The organism is Gardnerella sp. c17Ua_118, from assembly GCF_055804255.1.
On the sequence record NZ_JANUYT010000001.1, the window covers coordinates 1,146,226 to 1,169,423 of the forward strand.

The following is a 23,198-nucleotide window of genomic DNA, read 5'->3' on the forward strand; positions in this document are numbered from 1 at the left end:
AATAAGAATTTTGTTTAAGAATATAAGCCTATTATCAAAAAGGCTCCCGTATTGCAATTCGCAAATACGAGAGCCTTCTTGATTCAGTAATTTATTAAAATCATCCAGTGTTTTGCAAGCCTGCAGCAACACCAGAAACTGTGCAAAGAATCAAGTAAATAAACTCTGCTTGCTGGCTTTCGCTAAGCTCTTCTTTATCTACCTTGTTGCGCAACTTATGCAATGCAAGTGACTGAATTACAGAAAGCGCGTCCACGTAAGGCGAGCGCACGCGGATTGCCTGGCCAAGCACATGGCGATGTTGCAACGGCCACTTATCTCCAACAATTTGCAAAACCCACTTGCGCGTAAGTTGCATTTCCGAAAGCACCTTATCGCTCAAATCTTCGCGATCTCCAAGGCTTAGATACATGCAAGCAATGCGCTCATCCGTTTTAGCCAAAGACATCTCAATGTTGTCAATAAAAGTGCTGAAAAGTGGCCACTCTTCGTACGCTTTGCGCAAAGTTTGCAAGTCGCCAAACTTTTCGCAAGCTGTACCCAAGCCGTACCACGCTGCCAAGTTGATTCGAGCTTGTGCCCAAGAGAAAACCCACGGGATTGTGCGCAAATCATCCAAAGACTTTGCGCCAAGGCCTCGCTTTGCAGGGCGAGAGCCGATTGGAAGCAAACTAATCTCGCTAAGCGGAGTAACGGTTGAGAACCACGGCGTAAAGTCATCTGTTTGAAGCAAATCAATAAAACGATTATGCGCTGCAACATCAAGCTTTTGAGCCATATCCGCATACTTATGCGTCATCTCTGTGTTTGTTTTCTCAACGCTTGGAGCCGACTGAAGCAAAGTTGCTGCAGCAACAGATTCCAAGTGGCGAATCGCCAAAATTGGGTTACCATAGCGAGCAAAAATAACCTCGCCTTGCTCAGTAAGCTTAAATCGGCAGTTTACCGACCCAACTGGCTGAGCCAAAACAGCACGGTTTGCAGGGCCTCCGCCTCGTCCAACAGCACCACCGCGGCCGTGGAACAACGTTAGGTCAATATCGTGCTTTTTAGCCCACTGAGCAATGCGCTCTTGAGCAGAATGCAAAGCAAGCGTTGCAGAAGTAGGGCCAGCGTCTTTGGAAGAGTCGGAGTAGCCGAGCATAACTTCCATCTTTCGGCCAGTGGCCTTTAAGCGAGCTTGAACTTCTGGAATCTTAATGATTTCTTCCAGAACATTAACCGAATTTTGCAAGTCTTCAAGCTGCTCAAAAAGCGGGATTACATCGATTGTTGGCGCATCTTGTGGGTGAGCAAACGCAAGGCGATTAAGCTCAAACACATCGCGAACATGCTGAGCAGACTTTGCAAACGATATAATGTAGCGGCGAGCAGCGCGCATACCATTTCGCTTTTGAATAGCACCAAGCGCGCGGAAAGTGTCTAGAACTTCGCGAGTCATTGGCTGAAGAGATCCACGCTCACCATGCAAACCGTGTTCGCGAATATCTTCCAAAGCGCGAGAATGCACGAGCGAATGCTGACGGAACTCCATTTCCACCATGTGGAATCCAAATGTTTGCGCTTGCCAAATAAGATCTTGCAATGGACCATAAGCCGCGCGCGAATCGCCAGCAGCCGCAAGAGACCTTTGTACAATGTGCAAGTCTTCAATAAAATCTTCGCAAGAATGATACATTATGTCTGTATCTCGGCTAATTGTTCTGTGCAAACGATCTGCCATAACAAGCATAACGGCTCTATGCGGCTCGCTATTGGAAACGTCGGATGCGCTTTCCGTTAGCTGCTCGCTCATTTCTCGCTGGCGATTCCAAAGCTCCAAAAGCTCAACACTTGGAGGAGTTGTGCGCGTTTCCATTGTTAAGCATTTTCCAACTTCACGCGTACGCGCTTCTAGAGCAGCAAGAACGTGGTCGCTAAACTTTCTAGCAACTTGCCTGCTAACTTTTGCCGTAACATTTGGATTTCCGTCTCTATCGGAGCCAATCCAGCTTCCTGGGTGGAAGAACGCTGGGCAACGCGGCGGCACTAAGCCAGCCTTCTTACCTAGCAGCCAATCGTCAAATCTGCGATAAACCAGAGGAATTGTGTTGAACAAAGTGGCGTCAAAAATATCTAGAATCGTGTCTGCTTCTTCAACAGGAGTTGGCTTTTTAAGTGCGATTGGAGATGTACGCAGCAATGCGTCAATCTCGTTGTATAGCTTACGATAATTCTCGCGCTTATCCGATCCACCTAAAGTATTGTGCTTACTTAAAAGCTGCGATATTCTGCGGATTTTACCAGCTACAGCCTTGCGCCTAGCTTCTGTTGGGTGCGCAGTAAAAACTGGGTGGAACTCAAGCTTTGCAAGTAATTCCTTAGCTTGCGCAGGGCTCATTTCTGTAAGCAACTTGTGATATGCGCAAGTTAGCTCGTTCACTGGATCCACTGGATTAGAATCCTCAACATCGCATTCGCGCTGATGAAGCACAGAAACCCTGTAGTTTTCTTCGCAAAGATTTGCAAGATGGAAGTATGTAGCAAACGCGCGCGCAAGCAATTGCATATCTGGCAAATCCATGCCATTGATTTTTTCTACAGCCTTGCTTAATCCGTCGTCTTCTGTTTCTTGAGCATCAAGCATTTGATTAAAGTGTGCTGCACTTGCGTCTACAGCATTTAAGCGCACTTCGTCAAATACGGTTAATAATTTTTCATCAAATTCGCCTAAAACATCGCGCAGAATATGCAAGCACAAATCCATGTCTTGCTTAAGCGATGCTGGCAGTTCGCGCTCCTCGGGACCTTTTCGCCCTAAACCAGACGTTACAATCGTTGCGTCTGCTGGAGTTACCTGTTGATTTTGAGTTGTCATCAGACCTCCTTGTGCTAGTCATAAGGTTGCTTGGTCATTCGACTTCCACGGCTCCTCCGCGGTTATTTAGGTCAAAAGTTGCAAGCCCACAGCCTTTGTTTCCAGCGAGATTCCAAAATAATTGTGAACCGACCTTAGGACTGATTTTTTGTATAAATTTTTTATATAAATTTTTATAGGCAATGCAATGCGTATACTAAAAAATTGTGAGCATAGAAGAGAATAACGCGGATAGCAGCGATAGCAATAGCAGCAATAATAACGGCAGTAACAGCGATAGTAATAAGCCAAAAATACTTTCGACTGGCCATATTGTTGGAAAGCCTTCTGGCCGTTTTCAAACGCACGCGATTCCGCTAGATATGGAAGATGTTGAGCGCGATTGGGATAAACCAGTTACGCAAGCTGGAATTGCAGCAAAATCCAGCATTATTATTCGTGTTGGTGCTTTAGGTTTAGGCGCTGGAACTGGAAGCTACCGCGTTCGCGAGCTTATGCATAGGGTTGGCGAACCTATGGGCGTGAACGTTCGTGCAGACGTTAATCTAACAGATATTGAAGCTACTTGCACAGATAAGCACGAGCGAATTACAGAAGTTGTTGATTTGCCTACTACTGGCGTAAACACTGAGCGAATTTGGTTGCTCGAACATTTTGCAGACTGGTTTAACGTTAAACTTGGAAACGATTCCTTATACCATTCAAAAGCCACTGTTTCCAAGGAATTAGTGGATACTCTTCAAGCTAGCAGTAACGAGAACGCGATTGTTCAAACAGCTAAGCAGTCAGAGGAGAATGCTGCAAAAGTCGAAGAAAAAATGGCAATTCAAGAGGCGATTCGTAAAGAAAAACCTCGCGGAATTTTTGCGCTCCAGCCAGAAAAAACGTATGTTGAGCATTTTTCTCACGTTAAAAATGTCAAGAATGTTAAAAATGCTCAAAATAGCCAAAATAATTTGAATTCAGATCTTAAAAACAATTCTTCTACTTCCTCTAACGCAAATCCTGCTGGCGATTTTTCCGCGCCGCTTACAGTTCGTCAAGTTCACGACCGCTTAGACTTAATAAAAAACCGCAAACCTCTTTATAAACCTTGGTTTGCGGGCCTTGCCTCTGCAGTAGCATGCGCATCCTTCGCATTTTTGCTTGGCGGTGGCGCTTACGACATGCTTGGTGCTTTTATTGGCGCAGGAATAGGCCACTACGTTAGAAGACGCATGTTTATGCATCATCTAAACCAATTCGTTGTAACGTTTATTGCTGTTGCTGTTGGCGCTTTAAGTTGCATTGCTTCTTTGCGCATTATTGGTTGCTTTGACCCTTCTGCTTTGCATCACAATACGGCTTATATTGGCTCTGTTTTGTTTGTAATTCCAGGTTTTCCTCTTATTACAGGTGGCTTAGATATTGCTAAGATTGATTTTCCTTCTGGCATTCAGCGGCTTTGCTACACAATGGCGATTATTCTAATGGGCACTCTTGCTGGCTGGATGGTTGCAAGCCTTGTTCAGCTAGACCCTCAAGGCTTTACTCCGCTTGGCTTAAATCCTTGGCTTAATGCTGTTCTTAGAATGATTACAGCGTTTGCAGGCGTGTGGGGATTCTCCGTTCTGTTTAATTCTCCTCAACGAATGTGTTTTGTTGCTGGAATAATCGGAGCAATTACCGATACTTTGCGCTTAACAATGGCTGATTTTGGCGTAGCTGCAGAGATCGCAGCGTTTACTGGCGCTTTGCTTGCTGGTCTTTTGGCTTCCGCTTGGCGTGCAATTGTGCATAGAGGCTGGGCGCCGCAATACTTGGGATATCCGCGCATTGGTCTTACGGTTCCATCTATTGTGATTATGGTTCCTGGACTTTATATGTATCGCGCAATGTTCTATCTCGGTCAGTTTAATACTCTTCCTGCTTTAGACTGGACTTTCCGCGCGTTTATGGTGATTATTTGCTTGCCATTAGGGCTTGCAGTTGCGCGCGTTATAACAGATAAAAGCTGGCGATACGACATTTAGTCATAAGCTAATAAACATAAAACGCCCAGCTACTACTGGGCGTTTTATTTATGCGCGTTCTATTTGCATGCAATCAAAATATGCAATCAAGAAAGCTTTATCAAGCAAGAATTAATCAATACTTCATATTCATTGCTTCGCGTACTTGATCAAGTGTTTCTTGTGCAATCGCAGCAGCTCGCGCATTTCCATCATGCAAAATATCTCGAATTGAATCCATATCTTTGGCCAATTCCGCTCTACGCTGGCGGTGTGGAGCAAGGAAGTTGTTTACAGATTCAATAACGTACGCTTTTAGTGCTCCTGCGCCCGCGTTGCCGATTTCTTGCGCAATATCTTTTGGATCTCTGCCTGTAACCAAACCAGCAGTAGTCAAAAGCGCAGAAACTTGCGGACGAGCCACTGGGTCAAAAGTAATTGTGCGCTCAGAATCAGTTGGACTCTTCTTAATCAGCTTTGCTGTTTCTTCTGCACTTGCGCCAAGCATAATCGAGTTTCCGTAAGACTTGCTCATCTTGCGGCCGTCTAATCCTGGGATTTCTGGCGTATCCGAAAGAATTGCAGCTGGCTCTGGAAAAACAGGATTCTTCTTTGCGTATCTCTCATTAAATCTGCGAGCAATCGTGCGCGTAATCTCAATATGCGGCAAATTATCTTTGCCAATTGGCACAACATTTGCTTTGCAAAACAGAATATCGCAAGCTTGATGCACTGGGTATGTAAGCAAAAGTCCTGTTAAGGCATGACCAGAAGCTTCCATTTCGGCTTTAACAGTAGGATTTCTATGCAATTCGGCTTCTGTAACTAAAGACAAGAATGGCAGCATAAGCTGGTTTTCTGCAGGCACAGCGGAGTGCGTAAAAATCATGGTTTTCTTAGGGTCAATTCCAGCAGCCATGTAGTCAAGAACAAGGTTTAGCACGTTATCTTCTACGTGCTCAACAGTGTCTCTATCCGTAATCACCTGATAGTCTGCAATAATCACGTTTGTGTTTACGCCAAGATTTTGCATTGCGACACGCTCGCGAATCGAACCAAAGTAATGACCTAAGTGAAGTCTTCCTGTTGGCCTATCTCCCGTAAGCATTGTAAAGGAGCTAGGATTTGCTTTTAGCTTCTCAAGCGTTGCGTCTGAACGTTTTTGAGCTGCCACAAAGCTTGCGCTTATCTCGTTTCCAGCAGCTGTAACCTGTGCTTCTTCTGCCATTTCTAACTCCTTACACACGCAATTTTTCTTGCGATTTTTACGCCTAAAATATGGCTTTTATGGTAAAAGTTCACTCAGACAATATACTCTGTTGCGGCAAAGTGGTACGCTCTTGTGTGATGAATTGATTGTTTCGGTAAATTAGAGGGGGTCAGATGGGCCGCGGACGACAGAAGGCAAAGCAACAGAAAATTGCCCGTAAGCTCAAATACCTGACGACCGATACGGATTACGACGAGCTTGCTAAAGAGCTTAATACTCACGAGCCTGGTCAAGGATCCTTCGATCCGTTTGAATCTGATAGCTACAAGAATGAGGATTATCTAGATAATCAAGATGATTCCGAAAGCTTATCTGTAGAAGATGATTCTAAAGACACCAACACTAATGCTGGTAATGATAGTGTTGGTAGCTTGCATGATTCCGTTTCGAGTGGAGATGACGATTTAGACGACTACGCCGAGTGGGCTGCTCAGTCTGCCGCTCAGGCCGCTACTAAAGACAAGTCGTCTAGCAATTCTGGCGTTGTTCATCATCACATTCCTATGCCTATGCCTAGTTTTATGCATAAGAACAAGTAATTTTTGCACAAGAATTTGCACAAGAACGCTTAATTCTATATGTAGATAAGCATGTAGGCAAATACCCTTAGTTAGCATTAATTATTAAAAAGAGCTTTTGTAAGTTCGGGCAGCAAATTGCTTAAATCGTCTCGCTCTCCAACTGCGCTTATATTCCCAATTTGCTGCTCGTAATCCCATTTTGTTATTGCGCAAGAAAGTCGCAACCAAACATCTGGGTCAAGTTCTATAACATCTGGCGGTGTTAAATTATGCGGATCTGAATGTGGTCCTTCTAAGATTTTTACAGCTCCCCAAGGCGCCACTCTTACCTCTACAGCGCATCCTGGAGCTATATGCTCTAGCACATAAAGCGAGTATCTAACAGCCATTGCTTCATCGTTTACGCTAACGCCTATTTCGCTTGTGTTTATGCAGCACAAATCTTTTTTATTGTTCGTAGAATCTATTTTCATAGAATTTATATAAGATTTTGCACTATTTACCCACGTTTCAAACGATTTTTTAGCGCCACTTATATCCGCTTCTCGTATAACAGCCATATTTGAATTATCTCACGAATTGTCTAAGTATTATTTGCGATTTTAATGTTGTTTTATAAAAGTCATATTGTGAATAATTATTAATAAGGGTTTGGGGTTGTGATATCATCAACAATGAAAACGTGTGCATTGCCGCGTACCGTCTTGTTAAGTGCAATTTGGCGCGGCTACAACCAGCATAATCAAGGGTTGCTATTCGCACATTTTAGGTAAATATATTATTCACGGCACAAGGAGTCAAATATGACTAAACACGTCGCGCCTAAAGCCAAGACTACTGCGGCGGCATTTGCCAAAGAACTTCAAGAAAATCTGAAGTACACCCAGGGTGTCACCCCAGAACAGGCCACTACGGCTGATGTGTATGTTGCCGCTGCTACCGCTGTCCGTCGTCATTTGATGGACTCTTGGATGCAGACACAGCATGACATGATTAACGGAAACACAAAGGCTGTTGGCTATTTAAGCGCAGAGTTCTTAATGGGCAAGCAGCTTGAAAATGCTTTGCTTAACGCTGGCCTTACCGATCAGTTCAACAAGGCTGTTACAAAGCTTGGTTTTGAGCCAAAAGATGTTATCGATGCTGAGTATGAGCCAGGTTTAGGTAACGGCGGTTTGGGTCGTCTCGCAGCCTGCTTTATTGACTCGCTCGCCTCTATCGGCGTTCCAGCATTCGGCTACGGCATCCAATATCGTTACGGCATTTTTAAGCAGCGCTTCGACGAGCAGGGCAAGCAGGTAGAAACCCCTGATTACTGGCTTAGCAACGAAGAGCCATGGGGTCACGTTGACTACGGCAGAGATCAGCGCGTTAACTTCGGCGGCGAAGTTGTTGAAGAAAACGGCAAGCGCGTTTGGAAGCCAGCATGGGCTGTTCGCGCAGTACCAGTTGACTACATGGTTCCAGGCTACAACTCTGGTCGCGTAAACACTCTTCGCTTGTGGACTTCTAAATCTTACGACGAATTTGATTTGCTCACCTTCAACAAGTCTGAGTACTTGGATGCTGTTAAGCCACAGGTTGAAGCAGAAAACATTTCTAAGATTCTTTATCCAGAAGATTCCACTCCACAGGGCAAGGCTTTGCGTCTTGAGCAGCAATACTTCTTCGTAGCTGCTTCTATTCACGACGCTATTCGCGTGTTCTATCCTGGTCAAGATAAGCCAGATCTTACAACATTCCCAAGCAAGATCAACTTCCAGTTGAACGATACTCACCCAGTTATTGGTATTCCAGAGCTTATGCGCGTTCTTATGGACGAGTACGGCTACGATTGGAACACCGCTTGGGGCATTACTACCAAGACCTTCAACTACACTTGCCACACGCTTCTTCCAGAAGCTTTGGAAGTATGGCCAGCAAAGCTTATTGGCGAACTTTTGCCACGCCACCTTGAGATTATTCAGGGCATTAGCGAGCAGTTCCGCAACGAGCTTCGCAGCAAGGGCGTTTCCGAGGATCAGGTTGAGCGCATGCGCATCGCTACCGACGCCGACGAAAATGGCGAAGGTGCTGTAGTTCGCATGGCTTACTTGGCTACCTACGGCGGCTCTTACGTTAATGGCGTTGCCGAGCTTCACTCTGAGTTGTTGAAGGATGTTACATTAAAGGACTTCTCCAGCGTTTACCCAGATAAGTTCAAGAACGTTACTAACGGCGTAACTCCTCGTCGTTTCGTTCGCTTGAGCAACCCACGCATGTCTGCTCTTATTACTGAGGGCTTGGGCACCGACGCATGGCAGGGTGATTTGGAGCTTCTTGAAGGTTTGAAGCCATTGGCTGACGATCCATCCTTCGTTAAGAAGTTCGCTAAAGTCAAGCAGGAAAACAAGCTTGCCTTCGTTGATTTTGCAAAGCACAAGTATGGCTTTGAAATCAACCCAGACACTATGTTTAACACCATTGTTAAGCGTTTGCACGAGTACAAGCGCCAGTCCATGAAGATCCTCCAGGTTATCTCCACATACGCTGGAATCAAGAATGGCACAATCGACGTAGACAAGATGCTTCCACGCACCGTGTTCTTCGGCGCTAAGTCCGCTCCAGGCTATGCTATGGCAAAGCTTACTATTCAGCTCATCAACAATGTTGCTCGCGTTGTAAACAACGATCCAGCATGCAAGGGCAAGCTTGCAGTGTTCTTCCCAGAGAACTACAACATTGAACTTGCTATGAACTTGATTCCTGCAACCGATTTGGATGAGCAGATTTCTCAAGCTGGTAAGGAAGCTTCTGGCACTGGTAACATGAAGTTCGCTTTGAACGGTGCTTTGACTGTTGGTACTCTCGACGGTGCAAACGTTGAGATTCGTGAACGCGTTGGCGCTGAGAACTTCTTCCTCTTCGGCATGACTGTTGACGAGGTTGAGAAGCTCTACGCTGAAGGCTACGATCACGGCGGCTCCCGTAAGTACTACGAGTCTGATCCTCGCTTGAAGACAGCTGTAGACATGGTTGCTGACGGTACATTCTCCAACGGCGACAAGAGCGTGTATGAGCCACTCGTCAACGATTGGCTTACTCACGATTACTTCATGGCAATGGCTGACTTTAGCTCTTACATGGATATTCAAGCTCAAATTGAGGAAACTTACCGCGATCCTATGAAGTGGGCACGCATGGCTGTGTTGAACGTAGCCAACTCTGGTTACTTCTCTTCTGATCGCTCTATCGAAGATTATCTCGATCGCATTTGGCACACTGGCGCTCTTCCAACTGCCGAATAATTATGTAAAAGCATTTTAATATTGCTTTAATAAAAGCTGTGACTAGCGTTTGTTGGTCACAGCTTTTTTATTTATAAAAATGACTAAAAAACGACTATCAAAATAAAAATAAGGTGTGAAGCTATGCACTACGAGTGCAATACTTCACACCTTATATAGCTAAAGATTTGAGTATAAGAATTTTAATTCTAACTAAGCCTCAACTGCCTTAGCTGCTTCAGATTCTTCCTTATCTTCTTTTTCTGCGCCTATGTTAATTGGCGAAGAGCTGTTCTCCCATGGCTGCTCCCATGGATCGTAATCAGGATTATGCTGCTTGTAAACATACAATGCTGCAATACCTGCGAGCAGTGCTCCAAAGAGCAGTGCAAAGAACTTCCAACCGCCAGAGGACCTGTTCTCCATGATGGCTCCTTTCGTTAAGCTGACCTGCTCGTCCAAGTCAACGTTTGTATCGAGTTTACTCGTGTATTCACTATAATAGTGATTTTTTTTAACACTTGCATCTTTTTATTATATTTTTATGCACGAAACACCATAAATCTTACAAAACATTTTTAATGACCATTATGGTTGCTACTTATGTATGCAAATTTGTGTATGCAATTAGATAATGTTATTTTATGAACAATTTTGACATAAACACTATTGTTAAGCGCTTTAAAACTAATTGCAAAACCGCAACGTATTCAATTATCTACATTTGCGTGTTTGTGTGGATTATTGAGATGATTCTTCACACTTTTTTGCCAAGCGCATATCAACTATTTGTTGAAAATACTGCTTTTGCGCCATTTTTGATTACAAAAGCAAGCTGGACTTGGTTTACGTCTATGTTTGTTCACGCGCCAGAACTTACGCACATTCTTTTTAACATGATTTGCTTGTATTCGCTTGGCGTAGAGCTTGAGAGATTCTTTGGTAAATGGAAGTTCTTTTTCTTATACGCTATTAGTGGGCTTGGTGGATGCGTTGCAACTCTACTTTACTCAAAGCTTACACAAGACTGGGTGATTGCAGCTTATGGGGCTTCGGGAGCGATTATGGGTCTTATTGGCGCTCTTTTGGTTGCGCAATGGCGACTTGGCGAAAGTGTTAATGGAACTTTAATTTGGATTGGCCTAACGCTTGCAATGCCTCTTTTGGTTCAAAATATTGCTTGGCAAGCTCATATTGGTGGAATTGTTACTGGAATAGTTCTGTCTGCTTTACTTGGCACTAATAATCCTCTTCTTAAAAAAGCATCTTTTAATGAGCGATTTGCTGTTTACTCTTTACTAATACTTATTGTTCTTCTGGCAATAAGCGCATTCTGTTTGCAATAAATAGCGTTAAATTACACGCGTGTAGTTCTCCACAATTGTGGACATAAATGTGCATAACCTGGGTATAACATGGGTATATCTAAATAAGTTATCCACATTGTTATACACAATCGTTGATAACTCTGCATTTTTAGCCATGTTAACAAGTGTATAAAAGTTATCCACATTTTTGGAAAATTGTGACTTTCTCTAAACCTTAATCAAAAATAGAATTATGCAATCTAACAACATTCACACAAAACAACTACAAGATCAAAATCAGCAAACTATTGATTTTATTCTTCAAAATCAAAACACAAACCCAAAAGAAGCTGCACTAAAAGCGTCTAATAACCCAAACGTGAATGTTGCTTTTGCTGTTAATCAAATAAGCGGAAAGCAGATTGCAAAAACAAAACTGCCAATGTGGTATAAAAACAATCAAGTTATTTACCCATCACATATTTCTATGGAACAGTGCTCGTCGCAAGCAACCGCGCAATATAAAGCACGCATCGCAAATCGTCTTATAAAAAACAACAATATTGATAAGTGCAAAACAACTCTAATCGACTTAACTGGCGGATTTGGAGTAGATTGCGCAATTATGAGCCAAGAGTTTTGCAAAGCCATTTGCGTAGAAACTCAAGAAGAACTATCGGCCATAAGCCAGCACAATATGACTGTTATGCGCTTAAACAATGTTCAATGCGTAAACTCAACAAGCGTAGAAGTGCTAGAAAAAGTAGACTACGCAACGATTATTTATATTGACCCAGCAAGACGAGATAAAAGTGGAGCTAGAACGTACGCGATTAAAGATTGCACACCTAATGTTTTAGAGCTAAAACAACGCATGCTGCAAGTAGCAAAATTTGTGATTATTAAACTATCTCCAATGCTTGATTGGAGAAAAGCTGTTTGCGACTTTTGTGGAAACGTTAGTCAAGTACACATTGTTTCACACAATAACGAGTGCAAAGAGCTGCTTTTAGTATTAGACTCAAACATGCATTCGCATATTGAAGTTTATTGCGCAAACAACGATTCAGTAACCGTTTTTAACGCAAAATACAATCCAGACTTAAATAAAGTAGAAGAAGCGCAAGAGACGCAAGAATCGCAAGAATCACACATAAAAAGCGAGCAAAACTCAAATGATTCAATAAGAGATTGGAAAAACTGCGCTAAATATGCCTATGAGCCAAATTCTTCAATTATGAAGTCGGGATGTTTTAAGATTTTAAGCTCTAAATACAACGTGTTTCAAATCGCAAGCAACAGCCACGTTTTTATATCTTGCGAATATAAATCAGATTTTCCTGGAAACATTTGGAAAATAAATAATATTTGCAGCTTAAACAAAAAAGAAATCAGTAAAGCTCTTTCTAAAATAACTTACGCAAATATTGCAACATACAATTTTCCACTAAGCGTAAACGACTTAAAGAAAAGGCTTAAGTTAAAAGACGGTGGAAACACTAGGATTATTGCAACTACCGATTCTAAAAATAATCATGTTCTTATTTGTGCAAGCAAAGCGGAGTAATAAACACACAAAGCACGCATATAAAAATGGCTGCACGCTTATTACATGCAGCCAAAATCAAATATTATCTACAAGCTATATAAAGCTATCAAGCTATATACAAACTATCTCCAGCACATTGTCATTAAGAACCCAGCCATAACCAAGCATGCTGCAATCAAAAGATTAAACGCTCCAATTCCTGGAATTGGCAAAGCAGGATTCAAGTAATAAATAACAGCCCAGAACAAGCCAACAATCATAAGCGTGCAAAATAGTGGAACAAACCATCCAGCATTAGCTTTAGTGCCCTTAATGGACTCTTCAACTCTGCGAGTATTTTCTTCTTGACGCTTCATCATGCGCTGTATTTGCGGAGACAACGACTCTTTATCGGCAGTTGCGTTCAAAACAGCTTCAACCTGTTCCATAGGAACACCATACAAGTCTTCTTTAGAAGAGTTTTGAGATTCATCCACATCGGCAGATGAAGTGGTATTCAATTTATTCAATTCTTCGTCAGCCATAACAGTAACACTCCAATCAATCGGCTACACGCTATAATAATAGTTACACTCGAACGCAAGAAGAAGAATGGGTAATATGGCAAAACAAACAGGTAAACACGGCGCTAGAAAATCGCTGTTAGGAAGCGTTGCCGTTGCCCTAGCAATTTGTTTTACTGGTTACTTATTCGTTACTAATTTGCACATAAATCGTACTGCATTTGTAACTTCCGATACGGGGCAAATGGTGGAAAGAAATTCTCAAAGAGCAAAATCTTTGAGAGAAGAGGTTAAAGAGTTAGATTCTAAAGTTAATCTTCTAAACAAAACGTTAACAAGCAGCGCAAGCGGGTCTGATTCTTCCGACGATACTGGCGCAAGCACAATACTTCCAGCAATACAAGGACCAGGAATTACTGTAACGCTAAACGATTCGCCACTTTGGAAAACGGCCGTAAACGGGTCTGGAAGCTCCGCAAACATAAATGACTATGTAATTCACCAACAAGATATAGAAGCCGTTGTAAATGCCCTATGGAAAGGCGGAGCGGAGGCTATAACAATTCAGGGTCAAAGAATCTTGTTTAATTCAGCTGTTGTTTGTATTGGAAATGTGCTTATGTTGCAAGGCCATCAGTACTCGCCACCGTATAGAATATCTGCTATTGGTTCAATAGAAGACATGATAGAATCGTTGGATAATTCTCCAGCAATTCAAACATATAAAGACTATGTCAGTACTTTTGGACTGGGATGGAAAGTGGAAAAAAGGGGAAACTTAAAGTTCTTAGAGTCGTCTGCCCTGTTGCAGCCTCTAAGGTTTGCTTCGGTTCCAAAAGATGCCGATATTATTGGAAATATTCCCCAACACCATTCCACCAAACAATAAAGGAGTAAAATGAAGCGTTCTAACTACAAGCACGAACGTAGCGAAGCCAAAACAACAAAGGCTAGCGCACTTTGGACAATAGCTGGCGTTGTTGGAGAACTTCTTATAGCTTTTGCAGTTGTTTGCGCATTGTACATTGTCTGGCAAATGTGGTGGACGGGCGCTCAATCCGAGCATGTACAGTTTGAAACCAGAGAGGCTGTTTCGTGGAAGAATCCTGCTGCTGGTAAAAAAACCAAGATTGCTCTTCCTCAAGTAGACGATCCTCCTAAATTGCAAAAAGTAAAGTATGGAGAACTTGTTGCTCGAGTATACATTCCTAGGTTTGGCAATCAATGGGAGCGCAATATTGTTGAAGGCGTTAGCCTAGAAATATTAAATAGGCGAGGACTTGCACACTTCCCTAAAACAGAAATGCCAGGAGAAATTGGAAACTTGGCTATTAGTGGTCACCGAAATGGTTACGGTCAGCCTTTAGCAGACGTTGACCGATTCCAAAAGGGCGATCCTATTATTATTCGTACAAAAGATTATTGGTTCGTTTATAAGTACGTTACTCACAAGATTGTTAGACCAGATCAAAGTGAAGTTCTTGATCAAGACCCAATAAATCACAGCAAGAATCCTAAAAAGCGCATGATTACGCTTGTTACTTGTGAGCCAAAATATTCCACTCCTAAGTTCCGCTTTATTAGCTTTGGCGAGTTTGATTATTGGGCTAAGGTTTCCGAAGGTATTCCTAAAGAGCTTTCTACAGTAGATGCAAACGGTCAAGTTAAGTTTGTAAACAACGAGCAGCAGTCTTTGGCTTCTAAGCTCGATTCGCTTGTTCCAGTTATACTTATTGCTATAGTTGCGTACATTATTATCTTCGCTGCAGCAGCTATCGCTTGGCAATGGCCTCTAAGACGTCAAATCCGAGCTGGATTAAAACCAAAGCCAGAATTCAGCATTTTTGGCGGACTTATGCGATTGCAGCCTGGTATTTTGCCAATAAGATTAGTTCTTTGCGCACTAATCTACGTAACAGCAATTGCAATTCTTATGCAATGGATATATCCGTTTGCTTCGGCAACAATTCCATTCTTAAGAGAAATGTCTGCATACACAACAACGATTTATTAAATCGCTACTAATAAGCTAGGAATCTATTAGTTTACAGTTTACTTGTCTAATTAGTTTTCTAGCTTATTAGATTACAAACAGCTTATAAATCATTGGTTTGATAGCTTATTAAAATAGCTTATTAAAACACAAACTATTAATTAATCTTAGTAGCTTACAAGTTAAATAGCTTACAAGTTAAATACAAATGCCGCCTAGCACCGTTAAAACAACGGCAAGATAGGTGGCTTCTTGTTATTTATCACTATTGCTTGTTGTTGCAGAAGATGAGCCAGATGTTGAAGTTCTTCCAGGCTTTGTAGTGGTGTCTACAGAAGGCTGGGGAGTTTTTACAGTAAGCGTTATTGTAGAGCCTTTATCTATCTTAGACCCTTCCTTTTCCGACATACTATCAACAATATCGTCATCTGTAGCGGAGCCATCAGCAACAACCTTAAAGCCCTTTGCTTCTAGTATTTGCTTAGCTTGCTTTAACGTTGATGTTCCAAGAGCAACATGAGGAACTTCTACCTTAGGCTTTCCTTTAGAAACATACACAGTTATAGCGCTATGAGGTTTTACAGCAACTCCAGAAGACGGATTCATTTTAGTAACCATTCCTTCTGCAACAGTGTCGGATTCTTCTTCTACGGTATTAACAGTAAATCCAAGATTTTGCAATTCTCCAGCAACAATATCTTTGGACTGCCCAACCATTCCATCTGGAACCTTAGTTAAGCCAGAAGAAATGTACAAAGTTACCATTGAACCTTTATCGGCAAACGAATCTGCAACTGGGTCAGTTCTAGTAACGTGATTCTTTTTAACGTCTGTACTATCTTCCACTCTAACGTTAGAAATCTTAAATCCTGCGCGCTCAAGAGCTTTTCTAGCTGCTTCTTGCGATTTTCCAGTAACATCTGGAACCTTAGTTGATTGAGGACCAATAGAGAACCAAACGCTAACTCTAGACCCAGACGCAACCTTCTCTCCACCTTTAGGAGATTGCTTGGTAAAAGTACCTTCTGGCTTAGTAGACTTATCGTCTTCCAAAATATCTGGAATAAGACCAAGCGCGCGAAGTTTTTCTTTAGCAGCATCTTGAGTTGTAGTTTCGCTAAACGTTGGAACAACAATATCTCCAGCTAGCTTACTGCGATTTAGCATAAATAGAATTCCGCCAACAACAATCGCGCAAACAATCGCAGACACAACAGAAGCAATAACAATTCGCTTACTTCTTTTTGCCTGATTTGCAGCGCGCTGAGCGGCTCTTGTGTTGTAGCCCGTATTTGGATACGCATCAAACTGGCCTGTAATCGCGCCAAAACTTTGAGTAGAGGCAGTGTCTGCCGCTCCAATAGCTTGAGTTGCAGCATTCTGCTCTGCCTGCTTTCTTGCGCGCATATTAGCTAAATCGGTTAGCGGATTAAAAGCTGCTGCAACAGGAACACCGCCGTTCATAAACGCTAATATGTCGTTCTTAAATTCAGCAGCCGTTGCATACCTATTCTGCCTATCTTTTGCCATTGCTTTTGCGCAAATCTTATCCCACATTGAAGGAAGACCTGGAACAAGCGTACTTAGAGGAGTTGCAACTTCTGAAACATGCTGATATGCTATTGCAACTGCAGAATCGCCAGTAAAAGGCGGCCTTCCAGTTAGCATCTCGTATAAGACGCATCCTGCAGAATACAAGTCGGATCTCATATCCACCTGTTCTCCACGCGCCTGCTCTGGAGACAAATATTGCGCGGTTCCAACAACACCTTGCGATTGTGTCATTGTTGTTGCAGAATCGTCTAACGCTCTTGCGATTCCAAAATCCATAACCTTAACAATGCCCTGCTCGGAAATCATAATGTTTCCAGGCTTAATATCTCGGTGAATCACGCCCATTCTATGCGAATACTCCAAGGCATTCAAAACTCCAAGCATAACTTGTTCGGAATCTCTTTGACTTAAAGCACCATTCATCTTAAGAATATCGCGAAGCGTTTTTCCTTTAACGTATTCCATAACAAGATACGGCAAATGCTCTTCTACGCCATTGTCGTCTACAACAGACTCTTCTCCAGAATCATAGATATTCACTATGTTTGGATTATTCATTTGCGCAATAGAATGTGCTTCTCGGCGGAAACGAGACAAAAAGATTTCGTCATTTGCCAAATCAGAACGCATGATTTTAACAGCAACGGTACGACCCAAGCGCTTATCTTCTGCGACTCGCACTTCGGCCATTCCACCGCGGCCAATCAATTCACCTAATTGGTACCGTCCATTCGCTAATGAGGTAGGCATTGTGTTACTCATTGCTGCTCCTTGCGGTCGTTATTATTCAAAATGTTAATAATATTAACTTGTGTTTTTGGAACACTTCTAACGCTGCGTTTAATGCGCTGAGCATTGGAAGAATCTATTGTGTTTTTATTGTTAAACGCTGTTTGCTGATCCAAAAGTCTTCGTTCAATTTTTGCAAGCACTTTTGAAACAACAAGAGCATCTTTAGGTCTATCTTTTGGATTCTTAGAAAGCATTGACATTACAAACTGTCTTAATTGAAGGTCAACACTATCTGGAAGAGGTGGAACAGGGTCATTAACGTGTGCGGCTGCAATATCTACAGGCGTAGTTCCAGTAAATGGCCTATGTCCACAAAGTCCTTCGTATGCAACAACTCCAAGAGAATAAATATCGGACTGGGCAGTTGCTTGCTCTCCTTGAGCTTGCTCTGGGGAAATATATTGAGCTGTTCCAACAACCATTCCATCTTGAGTAATCTGTTCTTGGTCACTAGAGTACGAAACACCAAAATCTGTTATCTTTACGCTTCCCGTTTCGGAAACCATAATATTTGCTGGCTTAACGTCTCTATGAATAACACCGTGGGAATGCGCAACAAAAAGACCTCTTGCAGTTTGAATAAGTATAGGCAGCAATCGCGTTGGCTCAACAGTTTTTTCTTTATGATATAAGTCTGCTAAAGACTTACTAGGAACATACTCCATAATCAAAAAGCCAATGCCATCATGCTCGTAGTAGTCAAACAACGCTGCAATATTTGGGTGAGCAAGATTGGCTGAATTATGCGCTTCTGCTCTAAGTCTGCGTAATTTAGCTTCAACATTGCTTGTATCGGTTCTAAGCGCTTTAACGGCAACAATCCTGCCGAGCTGTATATCAAAGCCCTTCCAGACTTCCCCCATGCCTCCTTGTGCAAGTCTTCTATCTAGTCTGTATCGATGATGAACTAACTGTCCTTCAACAAGTTTCATTGCTTAAGCGCCTCCTTCATCACCTGTCTCATAATTGGCCCTGCTGTAAGCGTTCCATACGTACTAGCGTTGTGAATAACAACTGCTACAGCTATTTTAGGATCTTGTGCAGGAGCAAATCCAATACCCCACCCATTAATAGCTTGATTTCTAAACCCAATTTGTGCTGTTCCCGATTTTGCTGCAACAGCAACATTTGGCAAAGAAAGATTTTGATTACTTTTTACAACTACACTTTGCATCATAGCATTGAGTTTTGCAGCACTTTGTGCGCTTAAAGCTTGACTCATAACGGTAGGCGTTGTTTGAGAAATAACAGACAAGTCACTAGACCTTACGCAATCAACAAGCGTTGGCTTCATAAGTGTTCCATTATTTGCAATAGCAGCTGCAATCATAGCATTTTGAAGAGGAGTAACCCTAGCATCTCCCTGACCAATTGACTGAAGAGCAAGTTTATCTTGCGTAGGCTTTTGATTAAGCAAAGACGCAACAACCCTCATTGGGAATCCTGTTGAATCAGATCCGTCTAAAGTAAATGAGCTAAATAATCCAAACTTTTTAGCCTGCTTAACAATCGCATCTGCTCCTAAAGAAACTCCTAGTTGTGCAAATGCAGTATTTGAAGAATAAGCTAGAGCATCTTCAAAAGATATTTGACCATTCAATCCGCTAGCGCTTGGAACAACATTTGTAAGATGAGTTTGCGTTCCTGGAAGAGTGTACGAAGATCCAGCTGGAATCGAAGTATTTAAATCATATTTTCCAGTTTCTAGCGCAGTTGCCGCAACAACCGTTTTGAAAGTAGAACCAGGAGCATAAAGTTCAGATATTGAATGATTTAGCATTGGATTATATATGTTAGATATAAGATCCTTATATGCTCTGTTTACTAAAGAAACATTGTGAGATGCAAGAGAAGAAGGATCGTAGCTAGGCGTACTAACCATTGCTAGTATTCTTCCAGTTTTTGGCTCTATTGCAACTAAAGCGCCATTCTTGTCTTTTAGCAGATTGTATGCAAGAGTTTGAAGCTTAGTGTTAATAGATGTTTCTATAGAAGCACCTCTGTTTTCTGCTCCTGTAAATAGAGACTTAAACTTTTGAAGGAATAGCGCGTCGGATTCTCCACTTAAAAGCTGATTTCTAGAAGCCTCTATTCCTCTATCTGCTCTTTGACTTATTGAATAATAACCCGTTATTGGAGCATAAGCAGGGCCGTTAAAATATGACCTTTGATACACGAATGCATCTTTAGATGGATCTGATTTCGCTAAAACAGTTCCATCGGATGCAAGAATTGCTCCTCTTGGAGCGCCAAATTCGTGATATAGTGCGCGCCTATTTCTAGGATCAGAATTTAATTCGTTTGCTTTTATAGATGTTATATACGTGCTAGAAATACATAAAACAACAAACAACACAATTACTGCACTAAAAAGCTGCTTCAAACATTTATTCATAAGATTCACCCCCATCTTCTTTAAGATTAGAGGAGTTAAGATTAGAGGACTTATTTTCTCTTTGCTTAAGCTCTCTTTCCCTAAGAGCAGCTAAAGCTTCGTATTGGAAAGTATCAGACGATATAGCAGCCTCTGGCTTATTAGCAGCATTAGATATAACAATCAAAATAGATGCAAGCACATAGTTTGCAACTAGAGAAGAACCACCAGCTGCCATATAAGGCATTGTTAAGCCAGTAAGTGGAATAACAAGCGTGATTCCGCCAACAACAGTAAATACTTGGAACGCCATTGTAAAAACAAGACCAGATGCAAGAAGCTTTCCAAAACCGTCTTTAATCTTCATAGCAGTAATCATGCCCGACGCAATAATAATCATGTAAAGAATTAAGACTATAAACAAACCAGTTAATCCTAATTCTTCCCCAACCGAAGCGTAAATAAAATCGGAATTAGCAAGTGGCGTTAAAGAAGGATGACCTTGGCCTAATCCTGTTCCAGTTATACCTCCTGCAGCAAGGCCAAATAATCCAGTAACAATTTGAGCAGACCCACCTGGGAATCTGTTGTAAATAACTGGGTCGTATGGGTTAAGCCAAGCGTCAACTCTGTATTGAACGTGTGCAAAAAGCTTAACAGCAACTAAACATCCAATTATAAATGCTATAAAGCCTATTGCAAGCCAGCCTTTTCTTCCAGTTGCAACGTAAAGCATAGAAACAAACATTGCAAAGAACATTAATGATGTTCCTAAATCGTGTTGCACAACAAGCACACACATTGAAGCAGCCCAAACAAGCGCTATAGGACCCATATCTTTGAATCGTGGAAGATGAATTCCAAAAATCTTTGTTCCACCAACTGCAAGTCTGTCTCTATGATCAAACAAGTATGCTGCAAAGAAGAAAGCTAAGAATAGTTTTGCAAATTCTCCTGGCTGAATAGTGTGGTTTCCAAAGCCAATCCAAATTCTCGCTCCGCCAATTTCCTTACCGATTATTGGAAGCATTGGAGATAAAAGGAGAACAAGACCAATCACCATGCTAACGTACGAGAATCTTCTAAGAATCCTATAATCTTCTAGAACCATCACAAAAATTATGGATAATACAAGAGCAACACAAACCCAAATAAGCTGTTTCATAGCAACATTAGTGTTGTGCTGTTTATCTATTCTTGCAATCATAACAGTTCCAATAGCTGTAAGAAGAAGAATACAAGGGAGTATTACCTGACTAGAATAAGGCTTTTTTACAATCAAAACGCCCCACAAAACAAGGTATAACGCCGTTGTTAAAACAAGCATACCAACATAGTTTGCTGGAACGAATCCATCAATCCTTAGAAACATTTGTAAAAATGCTATTGAAGATATAATTACAGAAAACAGCAACAAAGATATTTGCTTAATGCGCATACTAAACATGTTCACGAGGTTTTACCTCCTGAATCATTGCTTGAATCTACAACTCCACTATTATTTCCGTCTTTATTATCTGAATTAGAAATAATACTTTTTGGCTTATTACCACGCTTCTCGCTTTCTCGAGCGCGCATTTCTCTTCCAATTAGCCTTGCATGACCTCTTGCTTCTTTAAGACTGCTAAAACTAATACCTTCATCAAGCTGATCTTGCCAAGACTTATCCAAATTCTTGACTTTAATATTTGTTTCTTCAATCTGGTGTGAAAGCTCTAATCCAAATATGTTAGTAGGAACACCTTGGTAAATAACTACTTTGCCGTTTCCCTTGCCAATGTAGTATTGCTTTTGAGTCCAAGAATAAACAAGATAAGCTCCACAAGCAACAATCGCACACACAACAAGCGTTGCAAAAGCAACACCTATTCTCATCCATCTTCTTCTAATTCTATTTGCTTTGTGTGCTTCTGCCTGTTCTCTTTTTACAGCACGCTGAACATCTGGATCCCTAGGATCTGTTGATATTCTACCGTTCTTCTTTTTTACAATAGGAATCTCGTTTGTGTCTGTAGATCTTAGCTCTTCTTCGTTTCTTAAATGCGAAGGCTGCACAAGACGAGTAGTTTCTACAATTTTCTCATCTTTTTCCGCCGATTTTGCGTCTGTTTGTATAAGAGCAGCAGCTCTTTGAGCAGGAGAATCCTTACCTTCACGCAATGGTGGCGTAGAAGAAACAGCCTTATTAACAATATCTGCTATAGACTCTAAATCTTTGCTTGCAGCACCGCCAATTAATGGAGTTTGGTGAGGCAAGTCAAAAGCATCTGCGTCTAGTGCCAAAGTTGCATCCGCTATAACAGCAGTCGCATTATCTGTGCTTCCTGCTTTAAGTGCCATAGAAACAAGTTTTTGAGCACACTCTTCTTGATTAGATACAGTGCTCATAACTTCTTGAATTGTGGAATCTTCTAACACTCCACACACACCATCCGAGCACAAAAGCCAACGATCAGAAGGGTGTGCCTGCCTAATAGCAATATCTGGCCTTGGGTCAATATCAAAATCACCTAAAACGCGCATAACAACATTTCGCTGCGGATGATTTCTTGCTTCTTCTGGCGTAATGTGACCCGTGTCTATTAAATGTTGAACGTAACTATGGTCGCAAGTCATTCTTATAAGATGATTATCTCGCAACAAGTACGCTCTAGAATCACCCAAATGTGCAAGAACCCAGTAACCATTTACAAGAGATACGGCTGTTACTGTTGTTCCCATTCCAGCAAGTCTGCGCTCTCTTTTGGCTTTGCCAACAATTGCGTCGTGAGCAGCCATAATCGAGGTTTCCATCATTGAAGAAACAGCTTTTACATCATTTGGCCTTGAATCTTGCTCAATGTGCGCTAAAGACCTAATTGCGATTGTAGAAGCAGTATCTCCTCCAGCATGACCGCCCATACCATCGCAAATAGCGGCCAATCTTTCTCCAGCAAACGCAGAATCTTGATTATTGCTTCTAACAGTACCAACGTCGCTAACAGCTGTTGAATACATAAACAACGCTTTGTCTATAAAATAGTCCTTATTTAAGTTTTGTTCTTCACTTTTTACAGCATTATTTACTGGATTATTATTTGTATCGCTGCTATTTGCAGACTCACTACTTACAACATTTGCAACGTCACTACTTGAAACGTTATTACTTGCAGAATCAACTTGATCTTGCTGCTTTTGATTACTTGTTTTATCTTCAATGTTTGAATCGAATTGCGCCATTT

General features: G+C 41.8%; 17 protein-coding genes. 7 read left to right on the top strand and 10 right to left on the bottom strand.

Annotated features, from left to right (window positions below; genetic code table 11):
• Positions 1-100: 100 nt before the first annotated feature.
• The gene (locus NYP69_RS04505) at positions 101-2,857 is read right to left on the bottom strand and encodes a phosphoenolpyruvate carboxylase (RefSeq protein ID WP_473412981.1); all 2,757 of its coding nucleotides are present in this window, start codon (positions 2,855-2,857) and stop codon (positions 101-103) included.
• Between the two features lie 206 nt (positions 2,858-3,063).
• On the opposite strand from NYP69_RS04505, the gene NYP69_RS04510 reads away from it, so the two are divergent.
• Positions 3,064-4,869 (top strand): threonine/serine exporter family protein, encoded by a 1,806-nt coding sequence (locus NYP69_RS04510; RefSeq protein ID WP_004132401.1) that lies wholly within the window; start codon positions 3,064-3,066, stop codon positions 4,867-4,869.
• A 115-nt stretch (positions 4,870-4,984) separates the two neighbouring features.
• Here NYP69_RS04510 and trpS read toward each other — a convergent pair whose 3' ends face one another.
• A complete protein-coding gene (trpS, locus tag NYP69_RS04515) occupies positions 4,985-6,076 on the bottom strand; it encodes a tryptophan--tRNA ligase (protein WP_115757082.1) in 1,092 nt (363 codons plus the stop codon).
• Between the two features lie 155 nt (positions 6,077-6,231).
• Between trpS and NYP69_RS04520 the strand changes: the two genes are divergently transcribed.
• Positions 6,232-6,657 (top strand): DUF3073 domain-containing protein, encoded by a 426-nt coding sequence (locus NYP69_RS04520; RefSeq protein WP_004131217.1) that lies wholly within the window; start codon positions 6,232-6,234, stop codon positions 6,655-6,657.
• 77 nt (positions 6,658-6,734) lie between these two features.
• Here NYP69_RS04520 and NYP69_RS04525 read toward each other — a convergent pair whose 3' ends face one another.
• Entirely contained in the window at positions 6,735-7,199 is a 465-nt protein-coding gene (locus tag NYP69_RS04525; protein ID WP_004131216.1) for a sterol carrier family protein, read from the bottom strand.
• 243 nt (positions 7,200-7,442) lie between these two features.
• Between NYP69_RS04525 and NYP69_RS04530 the strand changes: the two genes are divergently transcribed.
• Positions 7,443-9,926 carry a glycogen/starch/alpha-glucan phosphorylase gene (locus NYP69_RS04530; RefSeq protein WP_004131215.1) on the top strand — a complete coding sequence of 828 codons (2,484 nt, stop codon included), beginning with the start codon at positions 7,443-7,445 and terminating at the stop codon, positions 9,924-9,926.
• Positions 9,927-10,118: 192 nt separating this feature from the next.
• On the opposite strand, the gene NYP69_RS04535 is transcribed toward NYP69_RS04530, so the two are convergent.
• The gene (locus NYP69_RS04535) at positions 10,119-10,331 is read right to left on the bottom strand and encodes a hypothetical protein (protein WP_004131212.1); all 213 of its coding nucleotides are present in this window, start codon (positions 10,329-10,331) and stop codon (positions 10,119-10,121) included.
• Positions 10,332-10,549: 218 nt separating this feature from the next.
• On the opposite strand from NYP69_RS04535, the gene NYP69_RS04540 reads away from it, so the two are divergent.
• Both NYP69_RS04540 and NYP69_RS04545 read left to right on the top strand, forming a co-directional pair.
• Positions 10,550-11,251, top strand: coding sequence for a rhomboid family intramembrane serine protease (locus NYP69_RS04540; protein WP_018639895.1), 702 nt, complete (start codon positions 10,550-10,552; stop codon positions 11,249-11,251).
• A 214-nt stretch (positions 11,252-11,465) separates the two neighbouring features.
• Positions 11,466-12,779: a THUMP-like domain-containing protein gene (locus NYP69_RS04545; protein WP_060785767.1), complete on the top strand. Its 1,314-nt coding sequence runs from the start codon at positions 11,466-11,468 to the stop codon at positions 12,777-12,779.
• 104 nt (positions 12,780-12,883) lie between these two features.
• Here the strand turns inward: NYP69_RS04545 and crgA are convergent, their stop codons facing one another.
• The gene (gene crgA / locus NYP69_RS04550; protein ID WP_004131207.1) at positions 12,884-13,285 is read right to left on the bottom strand and encodes a cell division protein CrgA; all 402 of its coding nucleotides are present in this window, start codon (positions 13,283-13,285) and stop codon (positions 12,884-12,886) included.
• Positions 13,286-13,361: 76 nt separating this feature from the next.
• On the opposite strand from crgA, the gene NYP69_RS04555 reads away from it, so the two are divergent.
• On the top strand, positions 13,362-14,153 hold the full coding sequence (locus NYP69_RS04555; RefSeq protein WP_473413080.1) for a DUF881 domain-containing protein: 792 nt from the start codon (positions 13,362-13,364) through the stop codon (positions 14,151-14,153).
• 9 nt (positions 14,154-14,162) lie between these two features.
• The gene (locus NYP69_RS04560; RefSeq protein WP_473412982.1) at positions 14,163-15,278 is read left to right on the top strand and encodes a class E sortase; all 1,116 of its coding nucleotides are present in this window, start codon (positions 14,163-14,165) and stop codon (positions 15,276-15,278) included.
• A gap of 234 nt (positions 15,279-15,512) precedes the next feature.
• Here NYP69_RS04560 and pknB read toward each other — a convergent pair whose 3' ends face one another.
• The 5 genes from pknB to NYP69_RS04585 are packed head-to-tail and all read right to left on the bottom strand — an operon-like array spanning position 15,513 to position 23,196.
• Complete coding sequence (gene pknB, locus NYP69_RS04565) at positions 15,513-17,573, bottom strand: Stk1 family PASTA domain-containing Ser/Thr kinase (protein WP_004131204.1); 2,061 nt, start codon at positions 17,571-17,573, stop codon at positions 15,513-15,515.
• Positions 17,570-18,535 (bottom strand): serine/threonine-protein kinase, encoded by a 966-nt coding sequence (locus NYP69_RS04570; RefSeq protein WP_004131203.1) that lies wholly within the window; start codon positions 18,533-18,535, stop codon positions 17,570-17,572. Before NYP69_RS04570 ends, pknB begins: the two co-directional genes overlap by 4 nt.
• Entirely contained in the window at positions 18,532-19,998 is a 1,467-nt protein-coding gene (locus NYP69_RS04575) for a peptidoglycan D,D-transpeptidase FtsI family protein (protein WP_165845311.1), read from the bottom strand. The genes NYP69_RS04570 and NYP69_RS04575 overlap by 4 nt, the downstream gene beginning before the upstream one ends.
• A complete protein-coding gene (locus tag NYP69_RS04580; protein ID WP_004132379.1) occupies positions 19,991-21,430 on the bottom strand; it encodes an FtsW/RodA/SpoVE family cell cycle protein in 1,440 nt (479 codons plus the stop codon). Before NYP69_RS04580 ends, NYP69_RS04575 begins: the two co-directional genes overlap by 8 nt.
• Complete coding sequence (locus NYP69_RS04585; RefSeq protein WP_473412983.1) at positions 21,427-23,196, bottom strand: PP2C family protein-serine/threonine phosphatase; 1,770 nt, start codon at positions 23,194-23,196, stop codon at positions 21,427-21,429. The genes NYP69_RS04580 and NYP69_RS04585 overlap by 4 nt, the downstream gene beginning before the upstream one ends.
• Positions 23,197-23,198 lie beyond the last annotated feature (2 nt).

Excerpts from the sequence above, each read along its gene's own strand:
- NYP69_RS04505 (WP_473412981.1), bottom strand. The coding sequence starts at position 2,857 with ATGACAACTCAAAATCAACAGGTAACTCCAGCAGACGCAACGATTGTA.
- trpS (WP_115757082.1), bottom strand. The coding sequence starts at position 6,076 with ATGGCAGAAGAAGCACAGGTTACAGCTGCTGGAAACGAGATAAGCGCA.
- NYP69_RS04520 (WP_004131217.1), top strand. The coding sequence starts at position 6,232 with ATGGGCCGCGGACGACAGAAGGCAAAGCAACAGAAAATTGCCCGTAAG.
- NYP69_RS04525 (WP_004131216.1), bottom strand. The coding sequence starts at position 7,199 with ATGGCTGTTATACGAGAAGCGGATATAAGTGGCGCTAAAAAATCGTTT.
- NYP69_RS04530 (WP_004131215.1), top strand. The coding sequence starts at position 7,443 with ATGACTAAACACGTCGCGCCTAAAGCCAAGACTACTGCGGCGGCATTT.
- NYP69_RS04535 (WP_004131212.1), bottom strand. The coding sequence starts at position 10,331 with ATGGAGAACAGGTCCTCTGGCGGTTGGAAGTTCTTTGCACTGCTCTTT.
- NYP69_RS04540 (WP_018639895.1), top strand. The coding sequence starts at position 10,550 with ATGAACAATTTTGACATAAACACTATTGTTAAGCGCTTTAAAACTAAT.
- NYP69_RS04545 (WP_060785767.1), top strand. The coding sequence starts at position 11,466 with ATGCAATCTAACAACATTCACACAAAACAACTACAAGATCAAAATCAG.
- crgA (WP_004131207.1), bottom strand. The coding sequence starts at position 13,285 with ATGGCTGACGAAGAATTGAATAAATTGAATACCACTTCATCTGCCGAT.
- NYP69_RS04555 (WP_473413080.1), top strand. The coding sequence starts at position 13,362 with ATGGCAAAACAAACAGGTAAACACGGCGCTAGAAAATCGCTGTTAGGA.
- NYP69_RS04560 (WP_473412982.1), top strand. The coding sequence starts at position 14,163 with ATGAAGCGTTCTAACTACAAGCACGAACGTAGCGAAGCCAAAACAACA.
- pknB (WP_004131204.1), bottom strand. The coding sequence starts at position 17,573 with ATGAGTAACACAATGCCTACCTCATTAGCGAATGGACGGTACCAATTA.
- NYP69_RS04570 (WP_004131203.1), bottom strand. The coding sequence starts at position 18,535 with ATGAAACTTGTTGAAGGACAGTTAGTTCATCATCGATACAGACTAGAT.
- NYP69_RS04575 (WP_165845311.1), bottom strand. The coding sequence starts at position 19,998 with ATGAATAAATGTTTGAAGCAGCTTTTTAGTGCAGTAATTGTGTTGTTT.
- NYP69_RS04585 (WP_473412983.1), bottom strand. The coding sequence starts at position 23,196 with ATGGCGCAATTCGATTCAAACATTGAAGATAAAACAAGTAATCAAAAG.